Origin of the sequence: Cohnella algarum, from assembly GCF_016937515.1 — a bacterium.
Lineage (GTDB): Bacteria > Bacillota > Bacilli > Paenibacillales > Paenibacillaceae > Cohnella > Cohnella algarum.
This window is the reverse complement of the sequence record NZ_JAFHKM010000002.1, coordinates 1,311,356-1,330,397: the sequence shown is the minus strand read 5'-3', so window position 1 is coordinate 1,330,397 and position 19,042 is coordinate 1,311,356. Positions and strand designations below refer to the sequence as shown.

The 19,042-nt window shown below is 60.1% G+C and carries 13 protein-coding genes; 12 read left to right on the top strand and 1 reads right to left on the bottom strand.

All coding sequences use genetic code 11. From position 1 onward, the window contains the following. Positions 1-125 precede the first annotated feature (125 nt). Entirely contained in the window at positions 126-1,436 is a 1,311-nt protein-coding gene (locus tag JW799_RS05960) for an extracellular solute-binding protein (RefSeq protein ID WP_205429044.1), read from the top strand. A gap of 1,189 nt (positions 1,437-2,625) precedes the next feature. Next, the gene (locus tag JW799_RS29525; protein WP_338026227.1) at positions 2,626-3,738 is read left to right on the top strand and encodes a glycoside hydrolase family 36 protein; all 1,113 of its coding nucleotides are present in this window, start codon (positions 2,626-2,628) and stop codon (positions 3,736-3,738) included. A 541-nt stretch (positions 3,739-4,279) separates the two neighbouring features. Here the strand turns inward: JW799_RS29525 and JW799_RS05950 are convergent. Next, a complete protein-coding gene (locus JW799_RS05950; protein WP_205429043.1) occupies positions 4,280-5,041 on the bottom strand; it encodes a helix-turn-helix transcriptional regulator in 762 nt (253 codons plus the stop codon). A 190-nt stretch (positions 5,042-5,231) separates the two neighbouring features. Here JW799_RS05950 and JW799_RS05945 point away from each other — a divergent pair, with 190 nt between their 5' ends. The 10 genes from JW799_RS05945 to JW799_RS05900 all read left to right on the top strand — a co-directional run bounded on the left by JW799_RS05945 (position 5,232) and on the right by JW799_RS05900 (position 19,011). Next, positions 5,232-6,605, top strand: coding sequence for an ABC transporter substrate-binding protein (locus JW799_RS05945; RefSeq protein WP_205429042.1), 1,374 nt, complete (start codon positions 5,232-5,234; stop codon positions 6,603-6,605). A gap of 80 nt (positions 6,606-6,685) precedes the next feature. Continuing rightward, entirely contained in the window at positions 6,686-7,567 is an 882-nt protein-coding gene (locus JW799_RS05940; RefSeq protein WP_080832818.1) for a carbohydrate ABC transporter permease, read from the top strand. Then, complete coding sequence (locus JW799_RS05935; RefSeq protein WP_080832734.1) at positions 7,564-8,397, top strand: carbohydrate ABC transporter permease; 834 nt, start codon at positions 7,564-7,566, stop codon at positions 8,395-8,397. The genes JW799_RS05940 and JW799_RS05935 overlap by 4 nt, the downstream gene beginning before the upstream one ends. A 56-nt stretch (positions 8,398-8,453) precedes the next feature. Then, positions 8,454-9,422, top strand: a complete 969-nt coding sequence (locus tag JW799_RS05930) for a nucleoside hydrolase (RefSeq protein ID WP_080832733.1) — start codon at positions 8,454-8,456, stop codon at positions 9,420-9,422. A 49-nt stretch (positions 9,423-9,471) separates the two neighbouring features. Then, the gene (gene ade / locus JW799_RS05925) at positions 9,472-11,226 is read left to right on the top strand and encodes an adenine deaminase (RefSeq protein WP_205429041.1); all 1,755 of its coding nucleotides are present in this window, start codon (positions 9,472-9,474) and stop codon (positions 11,224-11,226) included. Between the two features lie 243 nt (positions 11,227-11,469). Next, positions 11,470-12,492 carry a bile acid:sodium symporter family protein gene (locus JW799_RS05920; protein ID WP_080832731.1) on the top strand — a complete coding sequence of 341 codons (1,023 nt, stop codon included), beginning with the start codon at positions 11,470-11,472 and terminating at the stop codon, positions 12,490-12,492. Positions 12,493-12,617: 125 nt separating this feature from the next. Beyond that, positions 12,618-13,529, top strand: a complete 912-nt coding sequence (locus tag JW799_RS05915; protein WP_080832817.1) for a nucleoside hydrolase — start codon at positions 12,618-12,620, stop codon at positions 13,527-13,529. Between the two features lie 769 nt (positions 13,530-14,298). Further along, complete coding sequence (locus JW799_RS05910) at positions 14,299-15,927, top strand: catalase (RefSeq protein WP_080832728.1); 1,629 nt, start codon at positions 14,299-14,301, stop codon at positions 15,925-15,927. Positions 15,928-16,484: 557 nt separating this feature from the next. Further along, a complete protein-coding gene (pruA, locus tag JW799_RS05905; RefSeq protein ID WP_080832727.1) occupies positions 16,485-18,053 on the top strand; it encodes an L-glutamate gamma-semialdehyde dehydrogenase in 1,569 nt (522 codons plus the stop codon). Positions 18,054-18,213: 160 nt separating this feature from the next. Further along, positions 18,214-19,011: a formate/nitrite transporter family protein gene (locus tag JW799_RS05900; protein WP_205429040.1), complete on the top strand. Its 798-nt coding sequence runs from the start codon at positions 18,214-18,216 to the stop codon at positions 19,009-19,011. Positions 19,012-19,042: the final 31 nt, after the last annotated feature.

Below are 19,042 nucleotides of genomic sequence, written 5' to 3'. Positions count from 1 at the left end.
AGTGAACCGCTTCGAACGGAACACTTTTTTACCCTCAAGACGCCACTTATCTACATTTTTATCGCCGGGCAATTTCTTTAGAATAGGCTTCGAGATCAAACAATCAGGAAAGCGGGGACAAAGAGATGTTCAAAAAATGGATGGGGCTGTCCCTCAGCCTCGTGCTGATCGCCGGCATTCTCGCCGCGTGCGGAGGCAACAACGCCGCGAACGACAATGCGGCCGGCGAGGGCGCCGCGGAAGGCGATGCCTCCAAGCCGGTCACGATCAACATGTTTACGGCTTCTCCGGAATATACCGACGCGTTCAACGCTTACATCGCAGAATACAAAAAAGTGAAGCCGAACGTCACGATCAATCTGGAAATTATGCAAGCCGACTATAACACGGTTCTGAAGTCCCGGATCGCGGCCGGCAGCACGCCGGACGTCTTTCAAACGACGGCGGGCGGCGACATCGACACGTTCGCGGAATACAGCGCCGACCTGACGAACGAACTGTTGGCCGCGGCGATGACCGACGCCGTTCGCGCAAACATGACGTCCGCCGACGGCAAAGTGCTCGGCCTGCCCGTCAAAGGCAACCTGTTCACGCTGATTTACAACAAGCAGTTGTTCGAAGAAGCCGGCATTACGGAAGCGCCGAAAACGCTGGCCGAACTGGACGACGCGATCGCCAAGCTGGAAGCGAAGGGCATTACGCCGTTTGCGAACGCCTATAAAGAATGGTGGGTTTGGAAGCACGTCTTCCAGCACTTCGTCAACGCCGCCGCCCAAGATGCGGGCATCGACGCGAAAACGCTCGTCGCGAACTTCGTCGCGGGAGAAACGACGTTTGCCGATCATCCGGTTCTGAACGACAACTTCTTCAAATTCGTCGATACGACGGTCGAACACGGCACCGACAAGCCGCTTGAGCGCGACAGCAACGCCGAAGTAAGCGACTTCGCTTCCGGCAAAGCCGCCATCATGACCGGCAAGGGCGCATGGGACGAAGAAGCGATCAAGAAAATCAACCCCGACATCCAAATCGGCATTATGGGCTACCCGGTCAGCGACAAGGCCGAACAATCCCAAATCATTACGGGCGCCGACCAGGCGCTGCGGATCAACAAGGATTCCGCCGTCGTCAATGAAACGATCGAGTTCTTCAACTGGCTGTATACGTCCGACTACGGCAAAAACTGGTTCTCCGGCGTAGCGAAAGTCATCCCGCCGATCAAGGATGCTCCGCTTCCGGATCTGGACATGCCGAAGCAGATGGACGAAATCTTGAAAACCGAGCCGTCGGGCGACCTGTCGATCAACTATTCGCTCGACACGTTCCACCAAAAATTCGGCGAACTGATGCAAGCCTATATCGGCGGCACGAAGTCGAAGGATGCGGTCATCAAGGAAATCCAGACCGCCTGGATTCAACTCGGCTCCAATCAATAAGCGCGGCCGATGAACGGGGGGCGGCCGGACCGCGGCAGCGTTTCGAAACGCATCGCGAACGGGCGCGGATTGCCGGCACCCCGTTTCCCGGGCTTCACCTTGACTCAGCGCGATTTCGCGCTGGGTCAAGTTTTTATAGGGGGATTTTTCGGGGATTTTGCGTGCGGATATGACCTACTTTTATACGGGAAGGTGAGCGATTTGGCGAATTCATCCATCCGGTTGAACGAAAACGGACTTCATCTTTTGCTCGAAATTACGGAAGAACGGGACGTGCGGCTGCTGCATTTCGGGGCGGTTCCTTTTGACGAGTCGACGGTGCGGGACGGGCAGAAGGCCGGCTTCCGTCTTCTGGAGCTGCAGCTGTCCGGGGAAGACCGGGCGGAATATCACGGGCGGACGCACCGGGCGACTTATCCGGGCCTGCGCATGCGCTACGAAACGCACCGGGATTCGCGGACGGAACCCGGGCGCAAGCTGGAGGTGGAGCTTCGCGATCCGGCGACGGGGTTGAAGGCGGTTCAGCATTTTCAGTTTTACGACGGCGTGCAAACGGCGCGCTGCTGGGCGACGCTCGCAAACGAAGGGGAGGCGGAAGCGGACGTCGAGTACGTCTCCTCGTTCGCGCTGACGGGATTGGACAAGGAGGGCGAGCGGGACCGCGACGAGAAAATGGTGCTGACGCTCGCCCACAACGGGTGGCAAAGCGAGCTGCAATGGCGGTCGTATACGCTGCCCGAGCTCGGGCTGTCGCATCTGATCGATCGCACGTCCAAACGCGTTTCGTGCAGCAACACGGGATCGTGGTCCGCGTCCGAGCATCTGCCGATGGCCGTGCTGGAGAACCGGGAAGCCGGGACGAGCCTGTTCTGGCAGATCGAGCATAACGGCTCGTGGCACTGGGAGATCATCGATCAGGTCGACCGGCTGACGCTGCTCGCGAGCGGACCGACCGAGCACGACAACCACTGGTGGGTGCGCCTTCGCCCGGGGCAGCAATTCGCGTCGGTTCCGGTCGCGGTCGGCGCCGTGGCGGGCGGCTTCGAGGAGGCGATCGGGCAGCTCACGGCGTACCGCCGCAAAATCCGGCGTCCGAACGCCGACAACCGCGAGCTGCGCATCATTTTCAACGACTACATGAACTGTCTGTGGGGCGACCCGACGACGGCGAAGCTGCTGCCGCTCATCGATGCCGCCGCCGAAGCGGGCTGCGAATATTTCTGCATCGACGCGGGCTGGTACGCCGTCGGCGAATGGTGGGACGGCGTCGGCGAGTGGCTTCCTTCGTCGGAACGGTTTCCCGGAAGGGATCAAATATGTGCTCGACTACATCCGTTCCAAGGGCATGGTTCCGGGCTTGTGGCTGGAGCTCGAGGTCATGGGGATCAACAGTCCCAAGCTTGCCGAGACGGACGACGGCTGGTTTTTCAAACGGCAAGGCAAACGCGTCAAAGACCGCAGCCGCTATCAGCTTGATTACCGCAATCCGCAGGTGATCGCGCACGCGAACGAGGTCATCCGCCGGCTGGTCGAGGATTACGGCGTCGGCTACATCAAGATGGATTACAACATCAACGCCGGCATCGGCACGGAAACCGACGCAGACAGCTTCGGCGACGGATTGCTGCGGCATAACCGGGCGTACCTCGCCTGGCTCGATTCGATTTTCGCGCGGTACCCCGACCTGGTCATCGAAAACTGCTCGAGCGGCGGCATGCGGATGGACTACGCGATGCTCAGCCGCCACAGCATCCAGTCGACGAGCGACCAGGAGAACTACGTCAACTACGCGGCGATCGCGGCCGGCTCGCCGGCGGGGCTGACGCCGGAGCAATCCGCCGTCTGGTCGTACCCGCTGCGGGAAGGCGACGACGAGGAGGTCGTCTTCAACATGGTGAACGCGCTGCTGCTGCGGGTGCACCAGAGCGGCCATCTGGCCGAGCTGAGCCCGCGCCGGCGGCAGCTCGTCAAGGAAGCGCTCGACTATTACAAGTCGATCCGCAAGGACATTCCCGAAGCGCTGCCGTTCTGGCCGCTCGGCCTGCCGACGCAGCAGGACGACTGGGTCAGCCTCGGCCTGCGCGCGGGCGAACGCGCCTATGTCGCCGTATGGCGCATCGGCGGCGAGTCGGCATCGGCGGCGCTGCCGATGCCGCGGTTTGCCGGACGCGAGCTCGACGTCCGGATCGCGTACCCGTCCGCGCACGACAGCGCGCTGACGTGGGACAAGGCCGGCGGCGTGCTGACGGTCACGCTGCCGCAGGCCCGCACGGCGCGGTTGATCGAAATCCGCGCCAAATAGACGTGAGCCCCGCCGTCGGTCGCGACCGACCGCGGGGCTTTTTGCGGAAGAAAGACTCGCCGCACGCATGCTGCCGGTCCAGTTGAGTCGCGGCGACTCAACGCGACCCGCCAAACGCACGCAGCCGCACGCATTTGAGTAAAAATGACCCATTTCACCGCCTCCGCACGCATGCTGCCGGTCCAGTTGAGTCGCGGCGACTCAACGCGACCCGCCAAACGCACGCAGCCGCACGCATTTGAGTAAAAATGACTCATCTCGCCGCCTCCGCACGCATGCTACCGGTCCAGTTGAGTCGCGGCGACTCATCTCGACCCGCCAAACGCACGCAGCCGCACGCATTTGAGTAAAAATGACCCATTTCACCGCCTCCGCACGCATGCTGCCGGTCCAGTTGAGTCGCGGCGACTCAACTCGACCCGCCAAACGCACGCAGCCGCACGCATTTGGGTAAAAATGACTCATCTCGCCGCTTCCGCATGCCCGCGGTCGGTCCAGTTGAGTCGTGGCGACTCATCCCGCCGCCTTAGCTACTCCTCTTCTACTCCTCCGCATGATACAGCTGCCGCCGGAACGTCTTCGGGGTCATGCCGGTCTCGCGCTTGAACAGGGTACAAAACTGCGCGCTGTTGACGAAGCCCGACTCCACGGCGATGTCCGAGACGGGCGTGCGGGTGTGAATCAGCAGCATTTTGGCGTATTCGAGCCGTTTCAATAGCAAATAATGCTGGGGGGAGACGCCGAATTTTTCCTTGAACAGGTGCCGGAAGCGGTCGTAGCTGTAGCCCGTCATTTGGGCCAGCGTCGAGACGGCGAGCTTGTGGCGGAAATTTTCGTCCATGTAATTAATAATGAAGTTCAAGCTGTCCCGGTTCGGCGTGTTATGCCGGCGGATGCCCGATATCCGCTTGATTTGCGTTGCCAGCTCCTCGACCATCACGTTCAGCACTTCCGAGAATCCTTCCGGGTGGGCGATGAATTCGTGCTTCATCCGCAGCATGTATTGGGCGATCGTGCGGCGGTCGTCGTCCTCGAACACTTTGTTCATCGTGCCCGCCGACAGGTTGTCGCACAGAAAGCCGATAAAGATCAAGTCGGATTCGGCGGCGTGCTTCTCGTCGTGCAGGATGTGCGGGGAAATAACGGCAAAATGGTTCGGCTTGAACTCGTGGCGGGCCGCTCCGATCGTCGTGCTGCCGTGGCCGTCGAAATAATAGACGATTTCGAAACAGGCGTGCGTATGCGGCGGGATATAAATGTTTTCCGGATAATGATTATAAGAAAGGAACAGCAGGCGGTTCATCCGATCGCTCCAAAAAAATAGTTTAGCCGAATCATAAAACGATATCAGCCGAATCGTGAAATTCTTGCGGCTGCTTTTTTGTTACTATCATAACATCAACTCGCTTGGGTCACCAAATCTCACGCGACGCTGACATGTTGAGGGTTTAGGGTCTGCAACACATCCGGAGAAAAAGGAGCGTACGCCGCTTATGTTCAAAACCAGAAAAATCGCGCTGTTGCTCGTCGTATCGATCATCGTCGGCCTGCTTGCCGCCTGCGGAGGCAACTCGGGCAATTCGGGCAACGCAGGCACGGCATCCCCGTCCGCCGGCGGACAGGAAGGAGCCTCGTCCGAGCCCAAAACGCTGACGATCATGGCCGAGCAAAGCTCCCATGCCGACGCGTTCAAAAGCATTATTCCGGATTTCGAGGCCAAGTATAACGTCAAGGTCAACGTGGTCGAGCTTCCTTACGACCAATACCAGCAGCAGCTGACGCTCAAGTTCACGTCCGGAAGCGTGGACTTCGATCTGGCCTATATCCCGATCGGCTGGGTGTCCCAATACCAGGTCGCGGGTTACCTCGATCCGATCGCCACGGCCCAGGACAAGCTGGACCAGCTCGAGCCGGACGACTTCCCGGGCATCGAGAACGCCTATTACGGGGAGAACGAAGAGCTGTACTTCGTTCCTTATATGAACGAAACGCACGGCATCCTGTACCGGACGGACCTGTTCGAGGATCCGGCCGAGAAGGAAGCGTTCAAAGCCAAATACGGCTATGAATTGGCGCCGCCGAAGACGATGAAGGAATATAAGGAGATCGCCGAGTTTTTCAACCGTCCGGACGAAAATTTGAGCGGGGTCACGCTCATGGGCCAACAAAGCATTCTGGTCGGCTTCGGCTTCTACAACCGCCTCTTTAATTACGGCGGCGATCTTTACGATGCGGAATACAAGCAGCAATTCAACAATGAAGCGGGCGTCAACGCGCTGAACGATCTGAAGGAGCTGTTCGAATACGCGTCCCCTGCCGCCAAGCAATACGGCTGGACGGAAGCGATGGGCGAATTCCTGCAGGGCCGCAGCGCGATGGCGGAAATGGCTACGACCGTGGCGCAGGCCGCCCAGGATCCGAATCAATCCAAGGTTGTCGGCAAGGTCGGCTTCTCGGCCATTCCGACGAACGACGGCAATGCCGAGGGCATCAAACGGTTCTATCTGCCGTTCGGGTTCGCGGTGACGAAGGCGTCGGAGGCGAAGGAAGAAGCGTTCCAGTGGATCGAGTTCGCGACAAGCCAGGAAATGCTGGAAAAAGCCGCTCCTGTCGGCAACATCCCGGCCCGCTCGTCCGCGTTGACGGGCTCGCTCGCCGCCGAATACGGCTACTACGCTCCGCATGCCGACATCATGAATTCGTTCCGGCTCGAGCCGCTGCCGCTCATTCCGGAAGGCGCGACGATTACCGGCGATATTTTGCCGGCGGCGATCACCAAGTTCCTCTACGGGGGAGATACGGCCGAAAACGCGCTGAAGCAGGCGGCGGACGAATTCGACGAACTGATGACTTCGCACGGCTATTAATTTTTCAAAAGAAAGACATTCAGGAGAAGGAGGACGGCTTCCTTCTCTTCACTTTTCACGGTTAGGTGGTGTATGCCGGTTTGTCGTCGCTCGCAAAAGGGAAGGTCCGGTATGTCCTGCCGGGCATTGTCATCATCGTCGCCGTTCTGCTCGTTCCGATCGCCGCGGCCGTGGGGTTAAGCTTTTTCTCCTATCCCCTTCTGCGGCCGGATTTGGGCATCCGCTTCGCCGGGCTCGACAATTTCGCGAGACTGCTGGAGGATGCGAATTTTTACCGTTCGATGGGCCGTAGCGTCGTGTTTACGCTCGGCGCGGTAGCGGGAGAAATGGTCGTCGGAACGCTGCTTGCGCTCCTGCTTCGCGGCGAGGTGTGGGGAAGGACGTTTTTCCGGGTCGCGTTCATGGTGCCGATGATGATGGTTCCCGTCGTGGTCGGCGTGGCCTGGCGCATTTTCCTGCTGCCGGATTTTACGCCGCTGGAAGGGATTTTTAACGCGCTCCATATTCCGTTCGACACCACCAAGCTGCTTACCGACGCGAATTGGGCGATGGTTTCGGTCATCGTCGCCGATCTGTGGCAGTGGAGCCCGTTCGTCATGATTCTGGTGCTGGCGAACTTGCAAGGGATACCCGGGGAGATTTACGAAGCGTCGAAAATGGACGGGGCGGGCTGGTGGCGGGAATTGCGGTCGATTACCCTGCCGCTGCTCGGGCCGGGTCTTGCGGCCGTTGCCATTCTGCGCGGCATGGACGCGATGCGGACGTTCGACCTGGTGTACATTTTGACCAGCGGGGGGCCGGGCTCCGCGACGGAGCTCGTGTCCTTGTACAACTACAAGATCGCCTTCAGCCGCTATGACATGGGCTACGCTTCCGCGATTTCCGCCGCCGTCATGATCCTGCTTTCCGTCGTTATTTTCGGCTTGCTCTCCTGGACGAACAAAGGAGGGAGCAAACGATGAACCCAAGACGCGCCCGAAGGAATGCGCTCAAAAGCATCCGTACGCTCGCGCTCGCCTTGTTTTTCGTGTTTTTCATGCTTCCGATCGTCTGGGTGCTTCTCGCTTCCATTAAGCGGCCGGTCGACCAGATGGCGATACCGCCCGTCTGGATTCCGAAAAGCCCGACCTTCGAGAGCTACCTGACGCTGTTCAAGCATCCGGATTTCGTGCCCAGCCTGACGAACAGCCTGCTGATCGCGGGAGTCGCGACCCTCGTGACGGTCGGGGCGGGCGTGTTCGCCGCCTATTCGATCGAACGGTTTCGCACCGGCGGCGCGCTGCTGCCGAATCTGCTGCTCATGACCCGGATGATTCCGCCCGTCGTCATCATCGTGCCGATTTTTCTGTTCGCCTATCGGGTCAAGCTGCTGGATACGCATTTTTTGCTGATCATCACCTATTGCGCGCTTAATATGGCGCTCGTCATCTGGCTGCTGCGCGGCTTTTTCGCGGCGCTTCCCGCCGATACGGAGGAGGCGGCCATGATCGACGGCTGCACGCGTTTTCGGGCGATCCGGACGGTCGTGCTGCCCGTGCTTATGCCGGGGATCGCCGCCACGGCGCTCATCTGCTTCATTTTCTGCTGGAACGAGTTTTTGTTTGCGGTCACGCTTACCGGAGAAAACACGCGCACGATGCCGGTGCTGACCAGCACGCTCGTGAGCCAGAAGGGGCTGGATCGCGGGCTGATGTCCGCCGCCGGCATCGTGTCCAGTCTGCCGGTCGTTTTGCTCACCGTCTTTTTTCAGAGATATCTGGTCAGCGGTTTGACCCAGGGGAGCGTCAAGTGACGCCGCCCGGCGGACGGCCGCAATCGCAACACGCATAGAGGAGGACGTTTGGAAAGATGGCAAAAAAAGTACTGATCGACTGCGATCCCGGGATCGACGATTCGATTGCGATCATGCTGGCGTTGAAGCATCCCGACATCGAGGTCATGGCCATTACGGCGACGAGCGGAAACCTGATCGCAGATCGGACCTGCGAGAACGCCTTGAAAATACTGGAATTCATGAACGAAACAGACATTCCGGTGGCGAAGGGCATGAACAAGCCGCTCGTCCGGCCGTTTCCGAAGGACCCGTATTCCCACGGCGAAGACGGGCTGGGCAATCACTTTTTCGCCCCTCCCCGCCTGAAGGCGCTGGATATGTTCGCCCCCGATTTAATCATCGAGACGGTGATGAAGCATCCCGGCGAAGTGACGATCGCCGCGCTCGGTCCGCTGACGAACCTGGCGCTCGCGTTCATGAGAAAGCCGGAACTGGCGGCGGCGGTGAAGGAAATCGTGCTGATCGGCGGCGCGTTCGGGTTCAACGAATACGCGTTCCGAAACGCGACGGGCGACAACCCGGCGAGCGAATGGAATGTGTACGTCGATCCGGAAGCGGCGGAGATCGTCTTCGGCTGCGGCGCCAAAGTGACCGCGGTCGGGCTTGACGTGGCCTATCATCCGGACATCAACTTCAAGGAAAGGCATTACGACCGGCTGCGGCGGGCGACCTCGAAGGAAGCGAAATACATGCTGGGGATCGACCGGTACGTGAAGGAAGGCTCGACCGTCGGAAGCTTCGATTCCAGCTCGGGCATTATCGATTCGGTCGCGATCGCTTCGATTATCGATCCGAGCCTGCTTGAGACGCAGGAAATCAAGGTGGCCGTGGAGAAGGTTAGTCCATTGACGCTCGGACAGACCGTATGGGACCGTCGGGATCATTTTCGCTGGGAGCATTTGCAGTCGATCTATGCCGCTTCCGGCCTGGACAGCGAGCGGTTCCTGGATTTGCTGGTCGGCGTGTTGGAGCAGGAGCAGTAAACCGTTCCGGAAAATCGGGCGGGCTGTTCCATTAAAAGGGGGAGAGCCCATGAGCGGCGAGGCGAATCGCGAGCAATTGCGCAAACGGATTATGGCGGCAACCGGCCGGGAGCCGGCCGATGTCGTCATTCGGAACGGACGAATCGTGGACGTCTTCGGGCTCGAGGCGATCCGCGGGGACGTCGCGATTCGCGACGGAGTCATCGTCGGGATCGGATCCTATGAGGGGAAAACCGTGATTGACGCGCAAGGACGGTATGTCTGCCCGGGGTTGATCGACGGGCACGTCCACATCGAATCTTCGATGGCGACGCCGGCGGAGTTCGCCAAGGTCGTGCTTCCCCACGGGGTGACGACCGTCGTCGCCGATCCGCATGAAATCGCCAACGTTTGCGGGACGGCAGGCCTGGATTATATGCTGGATGCCTCGCGCGGGCTGCCGTTGAACGTGCTGTTCATGCTGCCGTCCTGCGTGCCGGCCACCCCGTTCGAAAACGCGGGGGCGGAATTGGCGGCGCCGGATCTGTCCCCGTATTACGGCCGGCCGGGAGTGCTGGGCCTGGCGGAGGTGATGGACTACCCGGCCGTGGCCGAGGCCCGCGAAGATATGCTGGACAAGCTGGCGGACGCGGCCGGCCGGGGCGTTCCCGTCGACGGCCACGGTTCCGGACTCGGCCCGGGCGCCATCGACGTCTACCGGGCGGCCGGCATCCGCACGGATCATGAGTGCACGACGCCGGAGGAGGCGCTGGACCGCGTGCGGCGCGGCATGTACGTGCTGATGCGCGAAGGCTCCGCCGCGAAAAATCTCGCGGCGCTGCTTCCCGCGGTCAATGCGGGCAACGAGCGGCGGTTCGCCTTTTGCACGGACGACAAGCATTTGGACGAGCTGGTCGCCGAAGGCAGCATCGATCATCACATCCGTCTGGCGATTCGGCACGGCATGGACCCGCTGCGGGCGATCCGGATCGCGACGCTGAACGCCGCCGAATGCTTCGGCCTGCAAGGCCTCGGCGCCGTCGCTCCGGGCTATGCCGCCGATCTGCTGATCGTCGACGACCTGGAGAACATGACGATCCGCCAGGTCTACCGCGCCGGCGAGCTGGTCGCGGAGGACGGGCGGGTCGTAGCGGGATCGCGGGCGGAGGCTTCGCGTCCGGTCCCGCCGGCGCTGACCGGCACGGTGCGCCTGCCCAGGCTGCGCGAAGAGGATCTGCGCATTGCCGTCGGACCGTCCGGCAACGTCCGCGTCATCGAGGTCATACCCAACTCGATCGTAACGCGCAAGCGAATCGTCGAGGCGGACGCGGTGGATGGCGTCTTCAAGGCTTCGACCGCCCGCGATTTGCTGAAGATGGCCGTGATCGAGCGGCATCGCGGCACGGGCAACGTCGGGCTGGGCATCGTGAGCGGATTCAGGCTCCGGCGCGGGGCGATCGCGTCGACGGTCGCGCACGACTCGCACAACCTTGTCTGCGTCGGCGCGACGGACCGCGACATGCTGGCGGCCGTCGACGCTTTGGGCCGGATGGGCGGCGGGCTGGTCGTCGTCGACGACGGGGAGCCGATCGCTTCGCTGCCGCTGGAAATCGCGGGCCTCATGACCGCGCGGCCTTACGGGGACATCGTGCGCGAGATCGAAGCGCTGAACCGGGCGCTGACGCGGATCGGAGCGAGCGAGGAGTTTAACGCGTTTTTGACCTTATCCTTCCTCTGCCTGCCCGTCATTCCGGAGCTCAAGCTGACCGACCTCGGCTTGTTCGACACCGAAGCGTTCCGGCACGTTCCGACAGGCCTGGATTGAATGGCCGTCTATCGGATTCGGCGGAGCGGGCTTCCGGTCGGGCCCTGACCGAGCCGGGGGCGCTCCGCGGCAACGCGGGACGAATGAGGAGTCGCTTATCGACACGCCTTTGCAGGCGTGTTTTGTTTTTTTTGGATAAACGATTGTTTGCACTCGCATAACGAATTCCGATCGCCCCGCCGCCCCCCTTGCGTCCGATTGCAGGTATAATGGACAAAGGGCTTCGCAAAAGGAGATGCGTTCATGGTGCGATCGGGAGTCGTCGCTTTTTTGATCAGATTGAATGCCGTTCTGGAAAAAATCATGCCGCTGCTGACGCCGTCCGCCATCGTCATCGGGGTATTGCTTTCGACGCGGGTGAGCTCTTACGAGTATTTGGTGCCGTGGATTTTTGCCGGCATGACGTTTATCGGGAGCTTGAAGTCCAGCTTCGGGGATATCGGGCGGGAGCTTTACCGTCCTTGGAAGCTTCTGACGATTTTGCTTATTTTGCACGTTGTCATGCCTTGCGCGGGCTGGCTATCGGGGAAGTTGTTTTTTCCGGACGATCCGCTTACGGCCATGGGCTGCCTGCTGCTGTTCGTTCTGCCGACCGGGGTGGTGAGCGTCGTCTGGGTATCCATCTACAGGGGCAACCTCGCGCTTACGCTGTCGCTCATTTTGATCGATACGCTGCTCTCGCCGCTCGTGGTGCCGGCCAGCTTGTACGTGCTGATGGGCCAGACGGTCGAAATTCAGGTTTGGGAAATGATGCAGGGCTTGCTGTGGATGATCGTGCTGCCTTCGCTGGCCGGCATGCTGGTCAACCAGTGGACGAAGGGAAAAGTAAACGCCGCATGGGGACCGTCGCTGGCCCCGTTCGTCAAAATCGGCATGTTCGTCGTCGTCGTCATCAACGGCTCCGTCATCGCGCCGTATTTCCGGCGGTTCGACAACCATCTCGCGGTCGTCGTCGCCGTGACGCTGGGCACGGCCGTCGTCGGCTACCTGATCGGCTGGGGCGTTTCCTCGCTGCTGAGATGGAACCGGGAAGACTCCGTCGCCATGCAGTTCAACGCCGGCATGCGCAACATTAGCGCCGGGGCCGTCATTGCGGTGCAGTACTTCCCGGCCGCCGTGTCGCTGCCCGTCATCTCCGGCATGCTGTTCCAGCAACTGCTGGCGGCTCTGTTCGGCTACCGGCTCGCCCGCAAGGACGCGCGGCTGAACAAGCTGCAAAGCGGCAGCCTGCCGGGGGCGGGGGCGGCCGTCTCCGACCGGGCGTAGCGGCCGCGGGACCGGCCGTGGGACCGGCGAAAGGATCGAGCCGTTTGGCGGGGTTGGAACGGGAGAGGATTTAAGCTACACTTGAGTGGACAGCAATCAGATTCGACAAGAGGTGCGAACATTTGGTGAAACCGATTATTCTCGACGTGGATACGGGAGTCGACGACGCGCTGGCGATCGCGTACGCGGCCCGTTCTCCCGAGCTGCGTCTGCTCGGGCTGACGACATGCTTCGGCAATGTTCCGGTGGACGAAGCGACTCGCAATACGCTGTACATGCTGGAAAAGCTGGGAGTGGACGCGCCGGTGCTGGCCGGAGCGTCGGACCCGCTGAAGCGCAAGCGCAAGGAAGCCGTTCGCCACATTCACGGCGAAAAAGGTCTCGGCAACGTGCTCGATATCGAGCCGAAACGCCGGCCCGACGGCCGGCATGCCGTCGATTTTATCATCGAGCAGGTGCGCGGCCTCCCGGGGCAAGTGACAATCGTGGCCGTCGGGCCGCTGACGAATCTCGCGCTTGCGGTGCAGAAGGATCCCGGCATCGTCCCGCTCGTCGGCGATGTCGTCATTATGGGCGGCGCCGTTCGAGTGGCGGGCAATGTGTCTCCTTATGCGGAGGCGAACATCCACAGCGATCCCGAGGCGGCGGACGTCGTGTTCCGCTCCGGGCTGCCGATTACGCTGGTCGGCCTGGACGTGACGCTCCAGACGATGCTCGGGCGCGACCGGGTTGATGTTTGGCGGCGAAAAGATCCCGAGCTCGGAGGTTTTCTGGCCGAGGTGACGGAATTTTATATCGGCTTTTACGAAACGATTCATCCGGGCAAGGGCGGGTGCGGCCTTCACGATCCGCTTGCCGTCGGCGTCGCCGTCAACCCCGATTTCGTGACGACCGAAATGCTGAACGTGCAGGTGCTGCTGAACGAGGAGGAGCTTGGGCGAACGGCCGAGCTGCCGGACGGGAAGCCGAACCTTCGCGTTTGCGTGGGCGTCAAGGCGCAGGAGTTCCTCGAGCATTTTGCCGACCGGGTCATTTGAGCGAGCGCGAAGCTTCTTCGCATGGAAGTCAGGGCCGTCCTTCGGGGCGGCCTTTTTTCATGAAGTCGTTCCGGGCTCGGCCCTCCTCGATCCAATTGAGTCGTGGCGACTCATTTCGGCCCGCCATGCCCATACCGCCGCACGCAGTTGAGTAAAAATGACTCATTTCGCCGCCGTCGCACGCCCACAGTCGATCCAATTGAGTCGTGGCGGCTCATCTCGGCCCGCCATGCCCATACCGCCGCACGCATTTGAGTAAAAATGACTCATTTCGCCGCCGTCGCACGCCCACAGTCGATCCAATTGAGTCGTGGCGGCTCATCTCGGCCCGCCATGCCCATACCGCCGCACGCATTTGAGTAAAAATGACTCATTTCGCCCCCTCGGCAAATATGGAAAACCTGCACCAGCAGCTTAGGCTGGATTTTGTCCAATGAGCGGAGCGAAAAACGAGGAAACCTCGGTCTATAGTGGATTTTATCCAACGAGCAACGGAAATACGGGCGGAATCATCGAAAAGGGCCTCGCCCGCTTGGACAAAATCCGACGAGAACGGCCGGCCGCGCGCGCGGGTGCGCAAAAGCCGCTCTCGATTGGACGAAATCGGACAAAGTCCTACGAAGACAAGCCGAGCAAGGGAAGCCGAGCCAGCGGGCGACGGCAAGCCGTTTTCTTCTTGAGGCCACGTCGGATACGTTGGAAATGCATGAAATTTCAGGAAGCGGGTACCCTAGCAATCGAAATTGAACTGTCCAGGAGGCGCCGCAAAATGGAAAACGATAATCTGAACGCAGACGGGACGGCCGTTACGGGCGTCGGCAGCTCGGCGGATAGCCGGTTTGCCGAAGGGGAAGACGAAAGCTCGCTGACAAACCGCCAGGGCCATCCGGTCACGGATAACCAGAACGTGAGAACGGTGGGCAACCGGGGGCCGACAACGCTGGAAAACTATGATTTTCTCGAAAAAATCTCGCACTTCGACCGGGAACGGGTGCCGGAGCGGGTCGTCCACGCCCGCGGGGCGGGCGCGCACGGCTACTTCGAAGCCTATGGCAAAGTCGGCGACGAGCCCGTTTCCAAGTACACGCGGGCGAAGCTGTTCCAGGAAAAAGGGAAGCGCACGCCCGTTTTTGTCCGCTTTTCGACGGTCATCGGCGGTGCCCATTCCCCCGAAACGCTGCGCGACCCGCGCGGGTTTGCCGTTAAATTTTATACGGAGGACGGCAACTGGGACCTCGTCGGCAACAATTTGAAAATCTTTTTTATCCGCGACCCGATCAAATTTCCGGACATGGTGCATTCGTTCAAGCCGGATCCGGTCACCAACCTGCCCGACCCGGAGCGGATGTTCGATTTTCTGGCCGGAACGCCGGAAGCTACCCACATGATCACGTTCCTGTTCTCTCCCTGGGGCATCCCGGCCAATTACCGGCAAATGCAAGGCTCGGGCGTAAATACGTACAAATGGGTAAACCAGGCTGGGGAAGCGGTGCTGGTGAAATACCATTGGGAGCCACTAAAGCAGGGGATCAAAAACCTGCTGCAGCGCGAAGCCGACGAGATTCAGGCGACAAATTACAACCATGCGACGCAGGATTTGTACGAAGCGATCGAACGGGGAGACTACCCGGAATGGGAGCTGTGCGTGCAAATCATGAGCGACGACGAGCATCCCGAGCTCGATTTCGACCCGCTCGATCCGACGAAGCTGTGGGATCCGGAGCAGTTTCCGTTTTTGCCGGTCGGGAAAATGGTGCTCAATCAAAATGCGCTCAATTATTTTGCCGAGACCGAGCAGTCGGCGTTCGGGACGGGGGTGCTCGTGGACGGTCTCGACTTCTCCGACGACAAGCTGCTGCAGGGCCGCACCTTCTCGTATTCGGACACGCAGCGTTACCGGGTCGGCACCAACTATTTGCAGCTCCCGATCAACGCGCCGAAAAAGCACGTGGCGACCAACCAGCGCGACGGCCAGATGGAATACCGGGTGGACATGGCGCCGGGGCAAAATCCGCATATCAACTACGAGCCATCCACGCTTAACGGGCTGAAAGAGGCCCCGAAGCGCGGGCGCGACCACGAACCGCATTACGATGCCAAGCTCGTTCGGCAAAAAATCGACCGCACGAACGATTTTGCGCAAGCGGGCAAGACGTACCGCGCGTTCGACGACGTGGAGAAGGACGAGCTGATCGCCAACCTGGTGAGCAATCTCAAAATCTGCGCGCCGCACATCCAGGAAACGTTTGTCGGGTATTTCACGCAAGCCGACCCCGAGTACGGCAGGCGGGTGAAGGAAGGGCTGGAGCAGGCGGGCAAAAACCACACCAGCACCGCCGCAGCCGATGCCGCCATGAAAAAGGCGGAAAACATGGGTCACAAAACGGACGGCTATTAAGCGGACGAATACGAAAAAGGAAAAGGGACGAAGCGGCGAAGCGCCGCGCGTCCCTTTTTGCCGTGGCGGCGGGCGCCGGTCAAGGACGACCGCGCGCCTGCGTTGCGGTTGCGCCCGGCGTGCCGGCCATGGCGGGAGACCGCGCCGCCGTCCGGGAAACGCCGCGGACGCCCACTTCGTGTCGGCTACGGAAAATGCATAGGAAGGGGGAGCCGTTCGTCCAAGCGAATCGCGATCTTTTCCGGAAAAGAATGGCCCTGAAACTCTAACATTGTACAAAATTGAACATGTGTAGAGAAGCGCGCTTAACTGAACACAATTCAAATAACGTGCGGTTCGTCAACCGGAATCCGGCAGTTCGAGCGAAGAAAGTCGTTTTTCAGGAACGGTTTGTCGACCGTTCGCATATAAATATGTTTATGAGTGTACAAAATTAGGTGATTATGAACATTTATTTGTTTAAATATGTACAACTTACTGTATTCATTGTATAATTCAACCGAACGCATTCGATTTCCAATCTTTTTCACTTTACGGGCAGGGAAGGGGTTTTCGGAATGAGTCTGACAGCCGACATCGGTCCTTTTGCAAACGAGCCGTTCGTCGATTTTCGCCAGGAGGATAACCGGAAAGCGATGGAAGCCGCCATTGCCAAAGCGAAATCGGAAATGGGCCGGGATTATCCGCTGCGCATCGGAGCCGACCGGATTTTTACGGAAGAAAAAATCGTTTCGATCAATCCGGGCAATGTCGACGAAGTCGTCGGCCGCGTGAGCAAGGCGGGGCGGGAGCTTGCCGAACGCGCGATGCAAACCGCGCTGAAGACGTTCGAAACGTGGAAAAACGTTCCCGCCCGCGCGCGCGCCGAATATTTGTTCAAGGCGGCCGCATTGCTGCGCGAGCGCAAGCACGAATTTTCCGCCCTGATGATTTTGGAAGCCGGGAAAAATTACGCGGAGGCGGATGCGGACACGGCGGAAGCGATCGATTTCCTCGAGTTTTACGCCCGCGAAATTCTTCGTCTCGACGCGATTAACGAAACGATGCCGCTGACGAAGCTTGCCGGGGAAGACAACAAGCTGAAGTACATTCCGCTCGGAGTCGGCATCGTTATCCCGCCGTGGAATTTTCCGCTGGCGATTTGCGCGGGGATGACGGCGGCCGCGGTCGTTTCCGGCAATGCCGTCTTGCTGAAGCCCGCTTCGGCGACGCCGGTCATCGCGCACAAGTTCGTCGAGCTGATGGAGGAAGTCGGGCTGCCGCCCGGGGTCATCAACTACGTTCCCGGAAGCGGGGCGGAGGTCGGCGATTATTTGACGACGCACCCGAAAACCCGGTTCGTCAGCTTTACCGGCTCAAAGGAGGTCGGCCTTCGGATCAGCCGGCTCGCGGCCGAAACGGCGGAAGGCCAAATCTGGATCAAGCGCCTCGTCGCGGAGATGGGCGGCAAAGACGGCATCGTCGTGGACGAAACGGCCGATCTGGACAAAGCCGCGCAGGCGATCGTCGCTTCCGCGTTCGGGTTCCAGGGGCAAAAATGCTCCGCCGGATCGCGCGCGTTTATCGTGGAGCCGGTTTACGACGAGGTGGTCGAGAAGGTCGTCGCGTTGACGAAGCGGCTGGACGTCGGGCTGCCGGAGCGAAATTTCCCGAACGGGCCGGTCATCGATAAGGCCTCGTACGACAAAATTTTAAACTATATCGAAATCGGGAAAGGAGAAGGCCGGCTGCTTGCGGGAGGGGGCAAGGCCGAAGGGAACGGCTACTACATTCAGCCGACCGTTTTTGCCGACGTCGACGGCAAGGCCCGCATCATGCAGGAGGAAATTTTCGGGCCGGTGCTGGCGATCGGCAAAGCGAAAGATTACAAAGAGGCGATCGAATTGTACAACGATACGGAATTCGGGCTGACCGGCTCGTTTTTCTCGACAGACAAGGCGAGAATCGAGGAGGCGCTGGAGACGATGCACTGCGGCAATCTGTACGTGAACCGCAAATGCACCGGCGCGATGGTCGGAGCGCATCCGTTCGGCGGCTTCAATATGTCGGGGACGGACTCCAAGGCGGGCGGCCATGATTACTTGCTGCTGTTCACGCAGGCGAAGCTCCAATCGGTCTCTTTATAGTCGCTCCCGAAAATAGGTTTTCCCGACCGTCGGTTCAATGATGCAAATCATAACCGGCGGTTTTGTTATGTGGTAAGCTGGTCTTGCGTCGCGGGGCGCGGCGGGGCGATCGATGCGCGCGAACCGCGCCCGGGAAAATCGGTCGCAAGGGGGCGACGGCATGGAAATCGAAGCGCTGAAGCAGGTAGAGAAGCTGGCGATGAAAAAAAGCGGCGTGTACGGGCAGAGTCGCGTCCGTTACGCCGCCCGTTCCGCGTTGGCCGGCATGTTCGTCGGCATCGGCGTCATCGCGGCGTTCAAAACGGGCAACTATTTTAACGAGGCCGGCTCTCCGCTCGCTTACCCCGCCGCCGCGCTGACGTTCGGAGCCGCAATCGTGCTTATTTCTTACGGCGGGGCGGATCTGTTTACCGGCAACACCTTTTATCTGGCTTTTGCAGCGCTGCGGAAAAAACTCGGCTGGGGCGAGGTTGGCAAGCTCTGGGCGGCGACCTATGCCGGAAACGCGCTTGGAGCCTGCGCGCTTGCCTCGCTCGTCGCGTTGGCCGGCCTGTTTGCCGATCGTTCCGCGAGCGGGTTTTTGCTGGAGGTTGCGGAGCATAAGGCGGCGGCCCCGGTAGCGGAGCTTTTTTTTCGCGGGATTTTGTGCAACTGGCTCGTCTGCCTCGCCTTTTTTCTGCCGATGAGGATGCGCGGAGACGGCGCTAAAATGTTTGCGATGATGCTGTGCGTTTTTTGCTTCTTTGTTTCCGGCTACGAACATAGCGTCGCCAATATGGCGATTTTCGCCGTCTCGCTGACTCTGGATCGCCCGGAGACCGTCACGGCGGCAGGGGCCATCCGCAATCTCATCCCCGTGACGCTGGGGAACGTCGTCGGCGGAAGCGTGTTTATGGGGGTTATGTATTACTATGCGAACAAACCGTTTTTGCGGGGCGAAGAACGGCCGAAAAGATGAAGGGGTATTCACCGGCGCTGGTCGCGTTCAG